This window comes from Streptomyces niphimycinicus (genome assembly GCF_018883605.1).
GTDB lineage: Bacteria > Actinomycetota > Actinomycetes > Streptomycetales > Streptomycetaceae > Streptomyces > Streptomyces niphimycinicus.
The window spans coordinates 1-17,837 of sequence record NZ_JAHLEM010000174.1; the positions used below are offsets into that span (position 1 = coordinate 1).

Below are 17,837 nucleotides of genomic sequence, written 5' to 3' on the forward strand. Positions count from 1 at the left end.
CGGGGAATCCGACGTGGCTCAGGACACCATGGAGCAGGCGCGACGGGAGCTGGATGAGGTACTGCGGCCCTGGCGGGAGAAGTTCCCCCGGGTGCGGGTCGTCGACGAGGTCCGGCTGGAGAGCCCGGCCCAGGCGGTCGTACAGGCCGCGACCGACAGCGATCTGCTCATGGTCGGACGGCGGAAGCACCCACCCGCGCTGGGTCCCCGCCTGGGTCCCGTGGTGCAGGCGGCGGTGCACCACGCGGACTGTCCGGTCGCCGTGGTCCCCCACGAATGACCGGGACGCGGCATGGGCGGGACGGATGACCATCCGCATTCCCGACGACGGAGATCCCCATGGTTCACCCCATCACCGCAGGTTTGGACGGGTCACTCGAAAGCCTGGCCGCCACCGACTGGGCGGCGCGGGAGGCACAGTGCCGTCGTGCACCGCTGCGGCTGATCCACGCCTGGGTACTGCCGCCGCAAACTGCCCGTACCGCGCAGGCACCCGAGATGCGCGAGCTCTGGGCGCAGGAGGCCCTGGAGCATGCCAAGGCACGTGTGCTGGCCGCCTACCCGGAGGTGCCGGTCTCCACCGAACTGCTCCCCGAGACGGCCGTCGAGGCCCTGTTGGCCCAGGGCGCGGCCTCCGAGATGCTGGTGCTCGGCTCACACGGACGTGGCGCCATGGGTGGCTTTCTGCTCGGGTCCGTCGGACTGCGGGTACTCGCGCTGTCCACGAACCCCGTTGTGCTGGTGCGGAGGGATGACGGGAAGCGAACCGGGTCTCACACCGGCGATGTCGTCGTAGGCATCCAGGAGCCACCGGAGTCTGCCGCGCCGATCGAGTTCGCCTTCGCCTCCGCCGCGGCGCACGGAGTGGCGGTACGGGCGGTACGGGCTTGGGCGTCGGCGCCCCTGTTCGCCTACGGCCTGCCGTCACGGCCGCCTCCCGACGAGATGCGGGGCCCCGAGCCGTGCGAACGGGATCGGGGACGGTTGGCGGAAGCCGTCGAGCTGTGGCGGGAGAAGTATCCGGACGTCCCGGTCACCGAGCGGGTCGAGCACGGCCACGCGGCGGAGGTCCTGCTGGGAGCTGCGTCGCACGCCGGGCTGATGGTGGTCGGCCGCCCCGTCGACCGGCCCGCCGTGGGCCCACGCCTCGGCCATGCCGCTCACGCGCTCCTCCACCACGCCGCCTGCCCCGTCGCTGTCGTGTCCCACTATGACGTCACTGCTCGTCCGGTCCGGAAGGGAGCACCGATGGCACGCCGCCCACCGCAGGACGAAGACGGACCAGGACGGCTGCCGCGTGCCCGGTACGAGGAGGAACTGCGCCGTCTGCAGATCGAACTGGTGAAGCTCCAGGAGTGGGTGCGGGCCGAGGGACAGCGCGTCGTGGTGGTCTTCGAGGGGCGGGACGCGGCTGGGAAGGGCGGCGCGATCAAACGGGTCACCGCACGCCTCAACCCGCGCGTCGTACGCACCGTAGCCCTGCCCGTGCCCACGGACCGCGAACGCACCCAGTGGTACTTCCAGCGTTATGCCGGGCAGTTTCCCGCCGCGGGGGAGATCGTGCTCTTCGACCGTAGCTGGTACAACCGGGCCGGAGTGGAGCGCGTCATGGGCTTTTGCACCGAGGAGGAGCACCAGCGCTTCCTCCGCCAGTGCCCGGTCTTCGAGCGGATGCTGGTCGAGGACGGGATCCTGCTGCGCAAGTACTGGTTCTCCGTGAGCGACGCCGAGCAGGATCGGCGGTTCCACCAGCGGCTGAGCGATCCCACGCGGCGCTGGAAGATCTCCGCGATGGACCTGGAATCCGTCGCTCGCTGGGAGGCGTACTCCCGCGCCAAGGACGAGATGTTCGCGTGCACCGACATCCCCGAGGCCCCGTGGTACGTCGTCGACAGCGACGACAAGCGCGCCGCCCGCATCAACATGATCGCCCACCTGCTGTCGACCGTGCCGTACGGCGACGTGAGGCTCCCGGAATTGCGCCTGCCGTCCCGCCCCGCGTCCACCGGCTACCAGCGGCCGCCCAAGGACCTGCAGACCTTCGTGCCCGACCACGCGGCCTCGCTCCTGGCGCCGGGCCGTGGACCAGCCCCCGACACGGACACGGACACGGCCGAAGCGAGGGGACACGGATGACGGACACCACACACCGTCCCGATACGGTCCACGCCCTGCTCGCCGACGGCAGCACCGTTGAGATACGCCCCGCGCGACCACAGGACCGGGACGAAGTACTGCGCATGCATCAGGAGCTGTCTCCCGAGGCCATGCGGCTGCGCTTCTTCGCCGTCAACCCGCGCTACGCACAGGAGGCGGCGGAGCGCATCTGCGCACCGGGAAACCGTGGCTACCGTGCGCTCGTCGCCTTGGCCGACGGCCGGGTGGTCGGGGTGGCCGAGTACACCATGCTGCCCACAGCCCCTGGCCAACCGGTGTCCGCGGACATCGCCCTGGCCGTCGCCGAGGGCCGCCACGGCCAAGGCATAGGCACCCTGCTGCTCGAACACCTCGTCCACGCTGCCCGGGAGGCGGGCATCTCCGGCTTCACCGCCGAAGCGCTCGCAGACAATCACGAGGTGCTGAAGGTCTTCGCCGATCTGGGGCTGCGCACCTCCCGTCACTTCGACGGTATCGACGTCCGCTGCACCGTCCACCTGGAGCAGGACGAGCACTACCTGGCGGCGGTGGACCGACGCGGCCGCATCGCCGATGTGGCCAGCCTGCGGCCACTGCTGAGACCACGCTCGGTGGCCGTCGCGGGGGCGGGCCGGCGGCCAGGATCGGTCGGGCGGGCGGTGCTGAGAAACCTGCGGTCAGGTGGTTTCACCGGGGCGCTGTACGCGGTCAACCCGCACGCCCGGGTCATCGAGGGGACACCGGTGTTCCCCTCCGTGGCGGCCCTCCCGCTCGTACCGGATCTCGTCGTACTCGCCGTACCGGCGCCCGCGGTGCCCGACGTCGCCGGGCAGTGCGGCACGGCGGGTGTGCGGGCGCTGGTCGTCCTGACGGCGGGGCTCGACACCGGCCAGGCGGAGGCGCTGTTCACCTGCTGCCGACGCCACGGGATGCGGCTGGTGGGCCCCAACTGCCTGGGCATCGCCGACCCGGCCGACGAGGCGAGGCTGAACGCCACGTTCGCCGCGCATCCTCTGCTGCCAGGGTGCGCGGGGGTCGCCGTGCAGTCCGGGGGCGTCGGCATCGCGCTGCTCGAACGGTTCGGCCGTCTCGGCGTCGGCGTGTCCAGCTTCGTCTCGCTCGGCGACAAGTACGACGTCAGCGGCAACGACATGCTCCAGTGGTGGGAGGCGGACCCCGGCACTCGGCTCGCCGTACTCCACCTGGAGTCCTTCGGTAATCCCCGGGCCTTCTCGCGCACCGCGCGCCGCGTCGCCCGCACCATGCCGGTGCTCACCGTGGACGCGGGCCGCTCGGAAGCCGGACGGCGCGCCGCCGCCTCGCACACCGCCGCCGCGGCCACCCCCACCATGACCCGCGGTGCTCTGTTCACCCAGGCGGGAATCATCGCCACCCGGAGTATCGCCGAACTGGTCGACACCACGGCCCTGTTGCACGCGCAGCCGCTGCCCACGGGCATCCGGGTCGCGGTGGTGAGCAACGCGGGAGGCGCCGGTGTGCTCGCCGCCGACGCCTGCGCCGACGCGGGACTCGCCGTCCCCGCCTTGGACGTCGGCCTGGCCGGTGAACTGCGGCCGGTCCTGCCGCCCGGCGCTGCCACCAGTAACCCCGTGGACACCACGGCCGCCGTCACCGCCGACCGGATGCGCTCCTGCGTGGACCGGCTGGCGGCGCACGGAACCGTGGACGCCGTGCTGGTGGTGCTCGTGCCCACCGCGCTCGCCACCGGAACGCGGGACGACCCGCTGCTGGCCCTCACCGACGCACCGGGACAGCGGCCCCGGCCGGTGGCCGCGGTCCTCCTCGACCAGGAGGCGCCCGTACGGCTCCTCGCAAGCGCCGACGACCGCCCCGTACCCGCCTATGCCGAGCCGCAGTCGGCGGCGCGCGCACTGGCCCATGCCGCCCGCTACGCGCGCTGGCGAGCCGAACCGCCGGGCACCCTGCCACCGCTGTCGGGCATCGACCCCGCCGGTGCAACGGCCCTCGTGGAGGACTTCCTCACCCGTCACCCCGACGGGGGCTGGCCCGACCCCCGTGGCTGCGCCGCGCTGCTCGATTGCTATCGCGTCCCCCAGTTGCCCTGGGCCTGGGCCGAGGACGAGGACACCGCCGTGGCCGCCGCACGGCACCTGGTGGCAGACGAGCGCGACCGGGTGGCCATCAAGGCGTACTGGCCAGGACTGGTGCACAAGAGTGACCAGGGAGCGCTGCGGCTCGACCTGGAGGGACCGGACCAGGTGCGCCACGCCTACCGCGATCTGCGGGCGCACTTCGGGGACCGGATGGCCGGTGCGCTCCTCCAGCCCATGGCCCGCCGCGGCGTGGAGCTGTTCGCGGGTGTCATCCAGGACGAGGTGTTCGGCCCTCTGGTGCTCTTCGGTCTCGGCGGCACCGCCACCGAACTCCTCGCCGACCACGCCGCCAGGCTCGCCCCGCTCACCGACCGCGATGCGCACAGCCTCCTCACCGCCCCGCGCTGCGCCCCGTTGCTCTTCGGCTACCGGGGCGGCGGGCCGGTGGACCTGGAGGGGCTGGAGCAACTGCTGCTGAGGCTGTCCCGGATGGCCTGCGACCTGCCCCAGCTCGCCGAGACCGACCTCAACCCGGTGGTGGCCCGACCCGACGGAGTCGTCGCACTGGACGTCCGGCTGCGCATCCTGCCACGCCACGCGCACGACCCCTACCTGCGGCGGCTACGCGCCGCCCGGCGGTGGCGGGCCTGAGTACCGTGCCGCGCACCCTCACACCTGTGGCACGATCACCACCGGGCATGCGGAGCGGTGGAGTACGGCGTGGCTGACCCGACCGAGCTGCAAACCCGTGTGGTCACGCCGCTGGAGGGCGCCGACCACCAGCAGATCGGCCTGCTCCGACACATCCAGCAGCACCCGGTGCGCCGGCCCCTCGATGACTTCGCGGTGGACCGCGATGTCATCGTGCTCGCGCTCGACCTGATCCAGCACCTCGCTGAGGACGCCCGCCGCCTGCTCCTCGTAGATCAGGCTGGTCGCCTCACGCTCGAGCAGCGACTGGCCCGCATGGGGGTGCGCGGGGCGCCGCCAGGAGCGTAGGGCGTGCAGTGCGGCGTCCCGCGCTCGCGCCTCACGGAAGGCGAACCGGACGGCTACCGACCCCTCCACGAGGTCGCCGACCGCGAGAACCACGCGCCCGAGGGCGCCCGCGCGGTTGCTCTCCCCACCACGGACCACGACCACCGGGCAGACGGCACGTGCCGCCACCGCCAAACTGACCGACCCCAGAAGCGTCTCCGCGATCGCGCCCCTGCCACGGGACCCCGTGACCACGGCGAACGCCTCACGGCTCTGCTCCAGCAGCGCCATCACGGTGTCCTCGGCCAGCACCTCGGCGGACACCTTCACGTCAGGGTTGCGCAACGTCGCGCGTTCCGCGCAGGCGGCGACGATGTTCTCGGCCGCTACATCCCCAGTGGGACGGTCGGTGCCGAACGAGGGCAGACGTCCTTCGTACCGTTCCCATCGGGAAGCATGGACCAGGTGCAAGGGCAGTTCATGGCGTGCCGCCTCGTCCACGGCCCAGTCCAGGGCCTCCAGGCTGGACTCCGATCCATCGACACCCACGACCAGCGGGAGCGCCATCATCCCCACCGCCTTTCCTCCGGTCGGCTCGTGCACCTCGGGTACCCCGTGGCCACGTACACACCGCCCCGCTTCCTCGCCTGGACCGATCCGTCGCCCGGTCCCGTAGGCGCCGGATGCGATCCGGGAACATCGGCCACACGATGAAGGCATGCCGACCCCTCGCCGCGCCGAGCGCTTCGCCGCGGGTCTGTCGCGGGAGGAGGCGGCGCGGCGGCTGGAGGAGTACGGGGCCAATGTCGTCGCCCGGGAGCGGCGCACCCCGGTGTGGCGTCGTGTGCTGCAGCAGTTGCGCGACCCGCTGATCGTGGTGTTGCTCATGGCCGCCGTGCTGACCCTGACCACGGGAGACCTGCCCGACGCCGCGGTGATCCTGCTCGTCATCACGGTGAACACCGTGGCCGGCGTCGTCCAGGAGGTACGGGCGGAACGGGCCGTGGCCGCCCTGACGGCCCTCAGCGCGCCCACCGCCCGGGTGGTGCGCGACGGCGGGGAGTGTTCCGTACCCGCTGCCGACGTGGTGCCGGGAGACCTGGTCCTGCTGGGCGAGGGGGACATCGTGCCCGCTGACGGTGAGGTCGTCGACGCGGCCCTGCTCCTGCTCGACGAGTCGGCGCTGACGGGCGAGTCCGTCCCGGTGGAGAAGGCCGCCGACGCGGACCGGCCGCCGTCCACGGTGTCGGCGGGCACGGTGGTCGTCCGCGGCCGCGGACGGGTCCGGATCACCGGCACCGGCCCGGACAGCGCGCTCGGCCGGATCGCCGCGCTGATGGGTACCGCGCCCGGACTGACCCCGCTGCAGCGCCGACTGGCCCGGTTCGGCAGGGTGCTGGCGGCCGTCACCGTCGCACTGTGCGCGGTGGTGCTCGCCTTGGGGCTGGTACGCGGACAGCCCGTCGAGCTGATGGTCGTGGCCGCGATCAGCCTCGCCGTCGCGGCCGTACCGGAGTCCCTGCCCGCCGTGGTCACCCTCGCCCTGGCTCTGGGGGCACGGCGGATGGCGGAGCGACACGCCATCGTCCGGCGGCTGCCCGCGGTGGAGACCCTGGGCTCGGTCACGGTGCTCGCCACCGACAAGACGGGCACCCTCACCGAGGGTCGGATGGCCGCGGAGAGACTATGGACGCCGCAGGGCGAGGCCACTGTCAGCGGCATCGGCTACGGCCCAGAAGGCCACGTCGTACGCGACGGCCACCCGGTGACCGCGCGCGACGCCCCGGACCTGGCCGCGCTGCTGCGCGCCTCGATGCTGTGCAACGACGCCGCGCTGGAGCCTCCTGCGGACGGCGACAGGCTGTGGCGCGCGATGGGCGACCCCACCGAGGCCGCCTTGCTCACGGCCGGAGCCAGGCTCGGCCTGGACCGGACGGCGCTGGAACGCGAACTGCCACGGGTCGACGAGATCCCCTTCGAGAGCGCGCGCAAGCGCATGACGACGGTGCACCGCGCGCCCGGCGGCGGACTCCGGATCGTGTGCAAGGGAGCCCCCGAGGTCATGCTCCGGCCGCCGGTCCTCACCGACCCCCCGGATACGCGGACCCGGGCCGCCGCCCAGGCCGAGACACTGGCCCGCGACGGATACCGAGTCCTCGCCATCGCCTCGGCCGACCACGACGAAACACGATTCCGGAGCCCGGGTGCCTGGGAATCGGGGCTTTCTCTGCTCGGCCTGATCGGCATCCTCGACCCGCCCCGCGACACCTCCCGAACCACCGTCACGGCGTGCGAACACGCCGGTATCGCCCCGGTCCTCATCACCGGCGACCACCCCCTCACGGCACGGGCGGTGGCCGCGCGCGCGGGCATCACGGTCCGGGAGGACGAGGTCACCACGGGTGAACGCATCCGCCAGGGCACTGCGGGCCCACTGACCGCCTCGCGCGTCTACGCCCGGACCACGCCCGATCAGAAACTGGACATCGTCCAGGCGTGGCGCGCGGCGGGCCATGTGGTGGCGATGACCGGCGACGGCGTCAACGACGGTCCCGCGCTGCGCCGCGCGGACATCGGCGTCGCCATGGGACAGCGCGGCACCGAAGTGGCCCGCCAGGCGGCCGACTTGGTGCTCGCCGACGACAACCTGGCCACCGTCGTCGCCGCCGTCGAGGAGGGCCGCCGCGTCTACGCCAACGTTCGCCGGTTCCTGCTCTACGCCCTCGCCGGAGGAACGGCGGAAATCCTGGTGATGCTCCTCGGCCCGTTCCTCGGCATGCCCCTGCCCCTGCTCCCCGCCCAGATCCTGTGGATCAACCTGCTCACCCATGGCCTCCCCGGAGTGGCACTCGGAGCCGAACCCGTGGAGCCGGGGGTGATGCGCCACCCACCACGCCCGCCCGAGGAGAGCGTCCTAGGCGCCGGACTCTGGCCGCGGCTCCTGGCCATGGGGGTCTTCGTCGCCGGTGTCACCCTGGTCGCCGCGGTCTGGGCCCGGGAGGCCGGACGACCCTGGCAGTCCGTGACGTTCCTGGTCCTCGGCGCCACCCAACTCGGTGTCGCGCTGGGCTCCCGCGCCCGCCCCGGCAGCCTCGCCAACCCGTTCCTGCTGCTGGCCGTGGGGACGGCCCTGGCCCTGCAAGTGGCGGGCGTCTATCTCCCACCCCTGCGCGCGCTGTTGGGCACGGAACCATTGCCCCTTGTCGACCTCGCGATCGCCGGTGCTCTCTCCGGCCTGGGTCACGTCGTCATGCGTGTACAACGAGGGCTCTTCCCGCTTCGCCCGCCCCGCCCCCGCTCGGCGCCCGGCCCGGCCCATCGCTGAACTGGCCGACTGTCGGGTGGCGGACCGGCGAACGCCCAGATGCTCGCGCCGGGCCGTGATGGACATGCCACTGTGAGGGGCGGCGAAGGTCCCGCTTACCCTGATTCGACCGTTCGTCCGTGGACGGCATGATCGGTAAGCGCTATGTGACCCAGGAGTACGCGATGGCCATCTCCACCGATGTGGAGCCCCGCCCGGCGGAGGCCCCCACGGGAGGCCGTCTGCGGACCTGGCTGCTCCAGGGCCTGTCCGATATGGCCAAACAGCAGCCCGGACCGCATGCCCAGGTCCCCGAGGGGCACCGGGGGCAGCGGTGGTGGCGGGTGATGTGCCTGACCGGAGTGGACTGTGACCAGCGCCGTGCTCGCCAGCGTGGCCGCGAACGCGGCGCTGCGGCGCGCGCTGACCACGGCCGTGAGGTAGGCGGCAGTGATCACCATGAAGGACAGCAGCAGGGCCGGATCCGCGTGCCAGGTGGTGAGCATGCGGGAGACGGTCAGGTCCGGCGCCCGTAGTAGTCGGCGTCGGGCGTCGTGGAGGGTACTTCCTCCCCGGAGGATGGGCGGGTGGTCGGGATCGTTGTCCGTGCTGGTGGGGTCCTGGGCGGTGGTCGGGGCCGTGGGTGTCCTCGCCGTCGTCGGATCAGGACCAGCCTGCCCTCGACCGGTGGGGCTGCCGGTGGTTGGCTGCGTAACCGGGCCAGGTGAGCAGCAGGACCAGGGCGAGGCCGTTGGCCTGGGCGGAGAGGATCTCGGCTCGTCGAGTCCGCAGGTGCGGCCGCCTCGGGCCGGGCGGGCCGTCGGCCGCATCGCCACCGGGGCAGTGGTCAGCCGGCGCCGGTCAGCATCGGCCGCGACACCGTGGGAGTGCCCGCCGCCCTGCTTCCCGGCGTTGTGGACGCTGCTGGAGGCCGAAACGCGGATGGTCGTGACCGGGCACAGTACCTCCCAAGCGACCCCCGTAAGCGGATGTGCCACCGAGTGAACCGCAGCGGCCCGCCAGGGCGCAAAGGCTGCAACGGTATCGGTTTCCACTCGCCACACCGACTACTGCGACCTGCGGCTTTGTGCCCCCGGGCCCGGGCCGCGGCCCGGGAGCGCGTCACGGGGCGACGGCCGCGGCGCAGACAGCGCCGGACGCCATGCCGGTGTACGAGGCGCTGCCGGCTGGCGAGCATCCCCGGCCGCGCCCCGGCGTCCGCCTCGGTACCGCCGGAATCGCCGCCGGACGTCACCAGGTCGCGTGCGCCTGCGGGCCGTCTCCGGCCGCGGGCTCACCGCCGGCTTCGGTGAACGCCTGTAGCGCCTCGATGAGATGGCGCCGCTGGCCCGGCGGCATGGCGTCGACGATGCGCGCGATCTCCTGCCGCCGCCGACCCGTGGCCTCACTGACGATCCGCCGACCGATCTTAGTGAGAGAAATCACGCTGGTGCGCCGGTCTCCCGCGGACACACCGCGCGCGACCATGCCCGCCGCGACCAGCCGGTCGATCATGCGCATGGCCGTCGAGGGCTGCACCCCCATCTCCCCCGCCAGCCCGGACAAGCTCAGCGGCCCACGGCCGTCGAGGACGACCAGCATCCGGAACTGCGGCAGCGTCAGGGAATCCTCCACCGCGGCCAACGACCTGGCGGAGACGGCGACCAGCAGCCGGGACGCGGTCAACAGGGCGGTGACCATCGCCTCGGCGGCGGACTCGGAATCTGGGGAACGGCGCGGCATACGCCCTTTCTACCGTCCCGGCCCGCTGCACGGGGCACCCGGCCGGTTCAGGGCGCCCTGCTGCAGCCAGTGACGCTCGATCTGCTCCACCGCCTGATCGAATTCCGGCATTCTGTGGAACTAGAGGGTTCTATCACCGCCGTAGAGGAGTACGGCCCCGAGGAGCGGATCTTCGCCGGTTCCTTCGAAGATCTGCCCGGGGCTCCCGTGGGGTACGCCCTGAACGTGACACAGGGCATGTTACGGAAGTCCCTGCTCGATCGAGTGAGCGAGCATCCGTCGGTCGCCGTCCTCGCGGGTACCCAGGTCCGTCGGCTGGAACGCACCGAGGCGGGGAATTGCCGGACGGTGGTGGCATCGGTCGACGATCCTGACGACCAGCTCACACTGCGGTGGAAAGCAGTCCGAAACCCGGGAGATGGCTGGCATCGACGCCCGTCTCGAAGGCGCCGACCACACTCTTTCACTGGTCCCGGTGCCCACCCCGGAAGACTACCCGCGAACGATCCGGGCACATCGCCGCACGGATGGTATGGCCACGACTGTTCCCGGCGCATCCCCCGGACTGACCTATGTCTTCACGTACCTGATGGGCCGCGAGGCCACACCCGACCAGATCGCGCAATGGTGCCGCACGGTGCTGCGAGACCAGGACCGACCCCTGGCCGACGCACTCGCGCTGCTGGACCGGATCATCACGATCACCCCTCAGATCGTCAGCGCATCGGCGTGGAGGCGTGAAGGGGTGCTGCTCCTCGGGGACTGTGCGCACGGTATGCACAACATCGGTGGCCAGGGCGTGAACACGTCCATCCAGGACGCCCTGCTGGTCGCGGAGGCCCTCTGCCGTCACGCGGAAGACGGCGGCAGCGGGCCGATCGACGACTTCATCGCACTGCGGCGCCCCTTCATCGACGAGTTCCAGACCGCTCGGCAGAGGGTTCTGGCCGATGAGTGACAGCCCTAGATGGTTCGAGAAACGCTTCGAGGAGCTCAGCCTCAGCCTAGCGGGGTTGCGGACGGCGTGGCGCGATGTGATCCTCTAGCGCTCCGCGGGTTCACCTTGTCTGGGGCAGTGGCGACGACTTCCCGTTCACCGCTTTCGGCTCCGTCCGGGGACCGGCGTGGCGCCCGCCCGAGGCCCGGTGAGGCGCCCGCGCAGGCGAGGAAAGCCTGGCAGATGAGTGATCCCTTCCGGCAGTGCCGCGCGGGAGATCCTCTTGGTGTGCTCTCGGTGTCCTCGAACTGATCGCAGCCTCCATGACGTCGCCCCACCGTGTGGAGGGCGCATTCACTCCTCCCGACCTCGATGGGGTATATGACCCATCCACGTGCGGAACCGAGCTTTCTGGCCAGTCTGGCACCAGGTGGGCCCCGAGCCGAGTCGTCCAGGTCCGCAAGTGGCGCCCGGACCCCGACGACGAGTAGGCCGACGACGCCGACATCGTCATGTACGGAGCGCCGGCCCGCAAAACCCATTGGCCGTCACCCACCGGAAGGCTGGAAACAGTCGGTGCGCCTCGCCTCATTGATATAGTTGATTAGTAACAATCGAACAAGGAGGGGTGAGTTCGTGATCGCGACGACCGAGGCCAGACGAGACCGCGCCGGGTGGCCGCCGGGACAGATCGCACTCGGTGCCGCGCCATGGCTGGTGGCGGCGGTGGTGCCGTGGGTGGTGCTACTGGTGCTGCGTGACCGTATGCCCGCGGAAGTGGTCTCGCACACCGGGTCGGGCGGTCCGGACGGCTTCATGTCGGCGCCAAAATTCGTGGCGAGCGTGACCCTTGTCTTCCTGCTCCAGGGCGCGCTGTTCGTCCCGGCACTGATCAAGGGCGCGCAGACGAACGGCCAGTACCTGCTCACCGCCGCCGTGTGCTGGGGGTTCGGTGTGGGTGAGACATACCTCTTCGCCGTGGACCTGCACGCCAACGCCCGCGGCAGCGACTTGGACCACGCGCAGTTGCTGGAGGCGTACGACATCAACTGGGTCCTGCACGGACCGGTCACCGCCGTGCTCGCGGTGGTGGCCGGTGCGGCGGGTGTGCTGATGGCGCGGAAGGCGGAACGCCGGTGACGACCCGCGGGGTGTGGTCCCGCGCCGCCGGGCCCTCCTGGTGCCTGCCCGTCGCCGGGGTCATCCTCCTGGTCGTCGCCCTGCTGGCGATCGCCAACGGCCTGGCGTGGTGGATGTGGGCTCCCGTCTTCTTCGCCGTCTGCACCGCGGGCTGCGGGCTGGTACGGGTCAGCGTGGACGCCGGCGGCGTGCGCGTGGCCTGCGGCCCGGTGCCGGTGCGTACGGTGGCGCTGGAGAAGATCGACAAGGCGGAGGCGGGTTACGCCAGGCTGATGGACATGGGAGGCTTCGGGTACCGCATCATGCCGGGGCGGCACGCCCTGGCGCTGCGCCCGGGCGACGCGCTGTGGCTGACGCTGACCAGCGGCCGGGAGTTCGTCATCACCGTGGATGACGCGGTCTCCGCCGCCTCGTTGGTCAACCGGCTGCGGAAGGAGGGCTGAAGGAGTGCTGGTGGAGATCGACGCGGCCTCCAAGGAGACTATCGGCGACCAGATCGCCGCGCAGATCCGCGGTCACCTGGTCTCCGGTCGGCTGCGTACCGGCGACCGGCTGCCCTCCGCCCGGGATCTGGCCCGCTCGCTGCAGATCTCGTTCCACACCGTGCTGCGTGGATACCAGACCCTGGCCACCGAGGGCTTGATCGAGCTGCGTCGCGGGCGCGGAGCGATCGTCATCCGGGAGATCGACCCGGGCCGTGCGCGATTGGAGGCGCTGGCACGGGAGTTCGCGCAGCTCTCCCGTTCCCTGGGAACGGGCCGGGATGACGCGCTGGCGCTGGTCGCGTCCTACTGGGACTGACTGGGGGCCGGTGGAAGGGGTGCGGGGTGGCCGTACCGGCACTCCCGACTGCCCCGCACCCTGATCTGCCGGTACGGCTGCCCGCCTGTCAGGGCAGCGCTGCGGTCTTTCCCGGCCCCGGCGTGTCCGGCTGTTCCTTTTGCTGCGCTTGTTCGGCCCGTTCCGCCTGCGGGACCTCGGCCGGCTCGACGGTCGGCTCCGGCTCGGTCTGTCGCCCACCCTCGGTACGGCGGCGGATGTGCGAACCGAGCGGCATGCAGAGCACCGTGATCCCCGCGGCCATGGCAAGCGCGAAGGACCACAGGCCCATCACCGCGGCGATGCACAGATGGAAGAAGAACCCGTGCCACATCGCCCAGTACCGGTAGCGCTGCGGCAGCAACAGCGCCGCCGCCAGGGCCAGTTCGATGACCAGCGGGGTCCATGTCATCAGCGCTACGCCTATGGGCGTCGCCACGATCGGATCGATCAGCCACGACAGCCACGGCGCGGCGCCGAAGTTGAGGTCCTGCGCCCAGTACCACAGGGCGGTTCCGTCGGCCCACTCCGCGTGCGGAAGCTTCGCCACCGCCGACTGGAAGTAGATGACCGACATCTGAAGGCGCAGCATCACCAGCGACGACAGGCCCAGCAGCGCCCACACCCGCTGCCTCCGGGCACCAGTGAAAGCGGGCGGCTCGTTCCAGTGCCAGCGCCGCGCATCGCCCAGGGCGGGCAGCACGAACAGCACCGAGAGGATCAGCGCCACCTGATCGCCGCCGTCGTTGATGGCGATCCCGGAGAACACCGAGTAGTTGACGTAGGCGTGTGGCAGCGCCGTCAGGCGTGGGCGCCAGCCGGAGGCGGCGATCAGCAGCACCGCGACACAGCCGTACATGATCCACGTCAGCCCGGAGTACGAGTCCTTCGCGGCACAGAACGCCGAGGCGGACAGCACTCCGTCACACGGCGGGTAGTCGCCAAGGGTCGCGACGGGACGGAAGAGGGTCTCGGCGCTGGAGAAGATCAGTGTGCCCGCCGTGCCGAGCGCGGCGAGGGTGCGGGCGAGGCCGTAGACGTTGGTCCACGGCAGCCGCAGCATGCGGTCTGTGCTCACTCGCAGGTCACATCCCATACGGCCGCCCGCTCCACGCTGTGGCTGCCTTCCATCAGGTCACGCCAGGCGAAGGGGACCGGCTTCATCTCCACCAGCGCGGCGCGTCCGCACAGTGACGGCGCCGGCGAGGTGTTCGTCACCGGTTTGGACAACTTCGCGCCCTTCAGGCACTCCTCCGCCGAGGAAGCATCAGAGCAGTCGTTCCAGCGGATGCCGTCCTTGCGGACCATCAGCGCCCCTTCGATGCCCTGCGACCGGGAGGCCCGGTCCAGGCCGAAGGCGTTCGACGGCTTCGCGTGCGGCGATATCCGCGCATCGGACCAGGTGCCGTCGGCGAGCTGCCGGAAGGGCACATACACCGGCTCACGGGGCGACTTGGTGAAGAACGCCCAGCCCTGCGGGGCCACGGCCAGGGCCACCTTGTGAGCCTTCTTCTGTCCGGGCAGCTTGATCACGTTCGGTGGGAGGAATGCCTGGGCCACGTAGACGGCCGCCAGCGCCCACACCGCGGTGACGAGGGTGATCCAGCGGCGAGGTGTGCGGGATCTCGGGGCCGGGGTGTCGGCCCGCCAGGGGAAGTCAGGGAGAGGCATAAGCAGTCCAAGGAGACGGAGGTGTCACGGCGCGGCGGGCCGCCCCCAGAAACTGGGAGGGGACGGCCCGCCGGTTACGCAGCGGTACTCAGCTCAGCTTTCAGGCGGTGGCCAGAAGCTCGGTGATGTCGGCGATCTTCTGGTCCTTGGACAAGTCCGAGGTGCCCGCCGCCATCGAAGCGTTGACCACCCACTTCCACGCCTGCACCGCGACGGCGACCGACACCGCGGCGGCGCCGCCAGTGGTCACGACCACCAGCGACTGCACGGCGAGCACGTTGATGACGCACTTGCCGGAGCCGTCGCCCAGGTCCTTCTCGTCCTCGGAAACGACCTTGTTGAGCAGCTTCACGGCGTCGCCCATACCGGCCTCCACCTTGCGCGGGTCACCCGAGCGCAGCTTGGCCGAGTAGTCCGCGAAGAAGCCCTTGTCCTTCTTGGCGATGGCGTCCATCACGAGAGCCGTGGCCTTCTTCGCCTTGGCGGAGTTGTTCGCCTCGTAGTTCTTCTTCGCCTCCGTGTACTCGGGCATGTCGACGAACTGCTTGCCGACCTCGCCCTGGATGAAGAACAGGCCCGCTAAGATGTCGCGGCCGTCCTGGTCGGTGCCGACTCTGGCGCCCTGCTGAGCGGCCAACTTCATCGTCGGGCCGGACTTGGCGCTCGGGGCGTTGTCGAGGGCCACCGCGGGCACCGCGACACCCAGCGCGAGAACGGCGGCAGCGGACGCCGCGACAGTGTGGAGAGTCCTGCGATTCACTTAAGATACTCCTGTGTGGTGTTGACAGCACTGCACAGCGGGGCGGGTTCGATCATTGCGGATTCGGGCCGCCCCGCTTTTCGTTCGTGGATCGCACCGGACTTTATGGCATTTTTTACCTGGAGTAACACCCCGCTGAAGTCCGTTGTGGCATGCATCACTTTTCGCGTTACATCTAGGTCACAACCCACGGATCCGGGCAACCCTCACGCGCGGCGTGAAATCGTCGGTCACGCAAAAAGAACTTGATTCCTGGCCCCGGTTCGTTCTCAAGGATGGCTTTGGTCCAGCCCGTCTCTCCGCGGAGAATCCGGAATAACGAATTCCAAGCGCGAAGGAATGCGTGCTGACGGCGGGAGCGAAGGTGAGCGGCTCAGTGGCAGGACGTGGGCGGGTGCCACCTGAGGCAGCGGGCCGTCCGCGTCCATGACGCAGACGGCGATTCCGGCGGGCCCGCACGCTGCTCGGCGACGACCCACGAGTTGCCCGAGCCGCCTAGAGGTGGAGGTGGTCAGTACGGCTGCCGTACACGGTGCCCCCCTGTACCCGCAACACGGCCTTCTGGCGGCGCGGTTCGAGCAGGCCGGCCGGAACCCGCGACCCACCTGAGTGGCTGCCGCGCTGCTCCTGAACTGATGATGGGGGCAGCCGGGGTCGGCGGCTCACCGGCGACCACGTGAAGCCCGCGTACATACGCAGACTCCCTCCCCTGCGGCCTCTCCCGCGTTCCCGGCCGAAGGAATCTTCATGACCGTTCCTGCTCGGCCGCAGGCCATAGCGGTCACAGGAGATCCCTCCCCCAAGAATTCCGCAAACCCGGTCTACAGACTGGCCGTGCGCCGACTTGCCGGGGCAACGGAATTCTCCGCTACGGCCGGCGGGGAAACCGAGGAGTTCATTTCTCCGGGGTGGCCGCCATCATGCGGCCATGCCCGGTGCAGGTACTTCCGTCTGTGTACTTTCTCTGGAGGTTGTTGACATATTCGTCCGCAAGTAGTCGCCATGGCCGTTTGAGCAGCGATGCGGAACAGGGGGTGATCACGTGAGCCTTTCGAACTGTGCGGCGATCAGGGTTTTCACGGACCGGCAGACCGGGAACGCGTTACCCTCATCGAGCACGGTCCCGTCGTACCGGAAACCCTCGCGCATTTCGGGTGCGGCCCGGACGTTGGGTTGACCAGTTTCACCGGCCGCCTGGTGCGCGCAGCCGTTTCTCAGGTCGAGGGCCAGGACCGGCACCGCTTCCTTCTCCACCCTTGCCGGATCGGGCCGCTTGAGCGATACGGCGGAGAACAGCGCGTCGTCTTCTCGAAGCTCGAGCGTCTTCCACCACTCGTCCCTGGCCCGCGCCGACGACCTGAGAGACCTCGGCCGCACTCCCGCCGAAGACTCGGGTGTGAACGGGGATGCCGCCGTCGGCGGACACCGCCAGCCCGGCCCTGGACCTGCTTCAGGTCCATGCGCCGGTCCTTGGGATGCCCGTACTTGATGACCGTGTACTGCTCGGTCCGGGTGGGCACCCCCGGCGGATATACTGGCCGTATACCCATGAAACCAGGACACGTCGATGCCGAACCCACCGATTCCCCGCGCGCCGGCCGTGCCCGCGATCGCCTCCGGCTTCAGCGCGATCGCGTCCAGCGCCGGGCCAGGCGGTCGTCGTTGAGCAGGTCCGGCTCAACGACGAAGACCTCCTCCACCGCTCTCCACTACGGACGTCACCACCACTTCAAGGCGCTGACGCTCAGACCGTGGCCGCGGGAACCGGGAAGTCATCGACACACCCAACACGACGCTGCGCTCCCGGCCCATGACACCCCCGAACCGGTCACACTGGCGACCCTCCGCAGGCAGAACGGCTACGTCAATACGGCTTTGCTCCGCCCGCCAGGAGTGGACGAGACGTACATCGCCTGCTTCGTTCAAGGCGGTTCACTCTTTGGGCTGGCTTTCCTGTTGTTGTCGGGGCCGGATGCGGACGCCTGGGCAGGCTGGTGGTCATGCCCGACGATCGTGATGCAACGATGGAACGGGGTGGCCCGGGTGACGGTGCGAGTGGTGCTGGTCGCCATCGGGACGTGCGTTTCGAGTTCCATGTCGACACGGTTCAGGGCCCGGAAGCGGAAGCTCTGGCTCGGCGGCAGGTGGCAGCATTGCGCGACGTGGTGAGCTGGGTCGCTCAGCAGCGAGAGCAGAGCCGCGCTTCCGAACCGGCCGCACATGACGAGGACCGGCCGGTGCGAGGTTCCCCCGCAGTGCGGGGGAACCTCAGTG

14 protein-coding genes and 2 pseudogenes are annotated in these 17,837 nt (G+C 70.5%); 10 read left to right on the forward strand and 6 right to left on the reverse strand.

Going from position 1 to position 17,837, the window contains the following annotated elements:
* The 4 genes and pseudogenes from KN815_RS17220 to KN815_RS17230 all read left to right on the forward strand — a co-directional run.
* The coding region (locus tag KN815_RS17220; RefSeq protein WP_216342809.1) for a universal stress protein at window positions 1-280 on the forward strand (280 nt) is incomplete at its 5' end.
* A 59-nt stretch (window positions 281-339) separates the two neighbouring features.
* Window positions 340-1,191 (forward strand): annotated as a pseudogene (locus tag KN815_RS50425) (universal stress protein); the annotation flags it as partial.
* A 57-nt stretch (window positions 1,192-1,248) separates the two neighbouring features.
* A complete protein-coding gene (gene ppk2 / locus KN815_RS50430; RefSeq protein ID WP_253209044.1) occupies window positions 1,249-2,136 on the forward strand; it encodes a polyphosphate kinase 2 in 888 nt (295 codons plus the stop codon).
* Window positions 2,133-4,862: a bifunctional acetate--CoA ligase family protein/GNAT family N-acetyltransferase gene (locus KN815_RS17230; RefSeq protein WP_216342811.1), complete on the forward strand. Its 2,730-nt coding sequence runs from the start codon at window positions 2,133-2,135 to the stop codon at window positions 4,860-4,862. Before ppk2 ends, KN815_RS17230 begins: the two co-directional genes overlap by 4 nt.
* A gap of 18 nt (window positions 4,863-4,880) precedes the next feature.
* On the opposite strand, the gene KN815_RS17235 is transcribed toward KN815_RS17230, so the two are convergent.
* The gene (locus tag KN815_RS17235; RefSeq protein WP_216342842.1) at window positions 4,881-5,756 is read right to left on the reverse strand and encodes a universal stress protein; all 876 of its coding nucleotides are present in this window, start codon (window positions 5,754-5,756) and stop codon (window positions 4,881-4,883) included.
* A gap of 151 nt (window positions 5,757-5,907) precedes the next feature.
* Between KN815_RS17235 and KN815_RS17240 the strand changes: the two genes are divergently transcribed.
* Together KN815_RS17240 and KN815_RS17245 are read left to right on the forward strand one after the other, a co-directional pair.
* Window positions 5,908-8,514, forward strand: a complete 2,607-nt coding sequence (locus KN815_RS17240; protein ID WP_216342812.1) for a cation-translocating P-type ATPase — start codon at window positions 5,908-5,910, stop codon at window positions 8,512-8,514.
* A gap of 164 nt (window positions 8,515-8,678) precedes the next feature.
* Window positions 8,679-8,861: pseudogene (locus KN815_RS17245) on the forward strand (hypothetical protein); the annotation flags it as partial.
* An 883-nt stretch (window positions 8,862-9,744) separates the two neighbouring features.
* Here KN815_RS17245 and KN815_RS17250 read toward each other — a convergent pair.
* Entirely contained in the window at window positions 9,745-10,236 is a 492-nt protein-coding gene (locus KN815_RS17250) for a MarR family winged helix-turn-helix transcriptional regulator (RefSeq protein WP_216342813.1), read from the reverse strand.
* A 370-nt stretch (window positions 10,237-10,606) separates the two neighbouring features.
* On the opposite strand from KN815_RS17250, the gene KN815_RS17255 reads away from it, so the two are divergent.
* From KN815_RS17255 to KN815_RS17270, 4 genes are all read left to right on the forward strand, one after another.
* Window positions 10,607-11,194, forward strand: a complete 588-nt coding sequence (locus tag KN815_RS17255) for an FAD-dependent monooxygenase (RefSeq protein WP_301184591.1) — start codon at window positions 10,607-10,609, stop codon at window positions 11,192-11,194.
* Between the two features lie 615 nt (window positions 11,195-11,809).
* Window positions 11,810-12,313 (forward strand): hypothetical protein, encoded by a 504-nt coding sequence (locus KN815_RS17260; protein WP_216342815.1) that lies wholly within the window; start codon window positions 11,810-11,812, stop codon window positions 12,311-12,313.
* Entirely contained in the window at window positions 12,310-12,756 is a 447-nt protein-coding gene (locus KN815_RS17265) for a hypothetical protein (protein WP_216342816.1), read from the forward strand. The genes KN815_RS17260 and KN815_RS17265 overlap by 4 nt, the downstream gene beginning before the upstream one ends.
* Window positions 12,757-12,766: 10 nt before the next feature.
* Window positions 12,767-13,114, forward strand: a complete 348-nt coding sequence (locus tag KN815_RS17270; RefSeq protein ID WP_372458382.1) for a GntR family transcriptional regulator — start codon at window positions 12,767-12,769, stop codon at window positions 13,112-13,114.
* 88 nt (window positions 13,115-13,202) lie between these two features.
* Here the strand turns inward: KN815_RS17270 and KN815_RS17275 are convergent, their stop codons facing one another.
* The 4 genes from KN815_RS17275 to KN815_RS17290 all read right to left on the reverse strand — a co-directional run bounded on the left by KN815_RS17275 (window position 13,203) and on the right by KN815_RS17290 (window position 16,817).
* Window positions 13,203-14,210 (reverse strand): sporulation-delaying protein SdpB family protein, encoded by a 1,008-nt coding sequence (locus KN815_RS17275; RefSeq protein WP_253209038.1) that lies wholly within the window; start codon window positions 14,208-14,210, stop codon window positions 13,203-13,205.
* Window positions 14,207-14,803, reverse strand: coding sequence for an SdpA family antimicrobial peptide system protein (locus KN815_RS17280; protein ID WP_216342818.1), 597 nt, complete (start codon window positions 14,801-14,803; stop codon window positions 14,207-14,209). The genes KN815_RS17275 and KN815_RS17280 overlap by 4 nt, the downstream gene beginning before the upstream one ends.
* A 100-nt stretch (window positions 14,804-14,903) precedes the next feature.
* Complete coding sequence (locus KN815_RS17285) at window positions 14,904-15,563, reverse strand: sporulation delaying protein family toxin (RefSeq protein WP_216342819.1); 660 nt, start codon at window positions 15,561-15,563, stop codon at window positions 14,904-14,906.
* Window positions 15,564-16,601: 1,038 nt separating this feature from the next.
* A complete protein-coding gene (locus KN815_RS17290; protein ID WP_216342820.1) occupies window positions 16,602-16,817 on the reverse strand; it encodes a hypothetical protein in 216 nt (71 codons plus the stop codon).
* Window positions 16,818-17,837 lie beyond the last annotated feature (1,020 nt).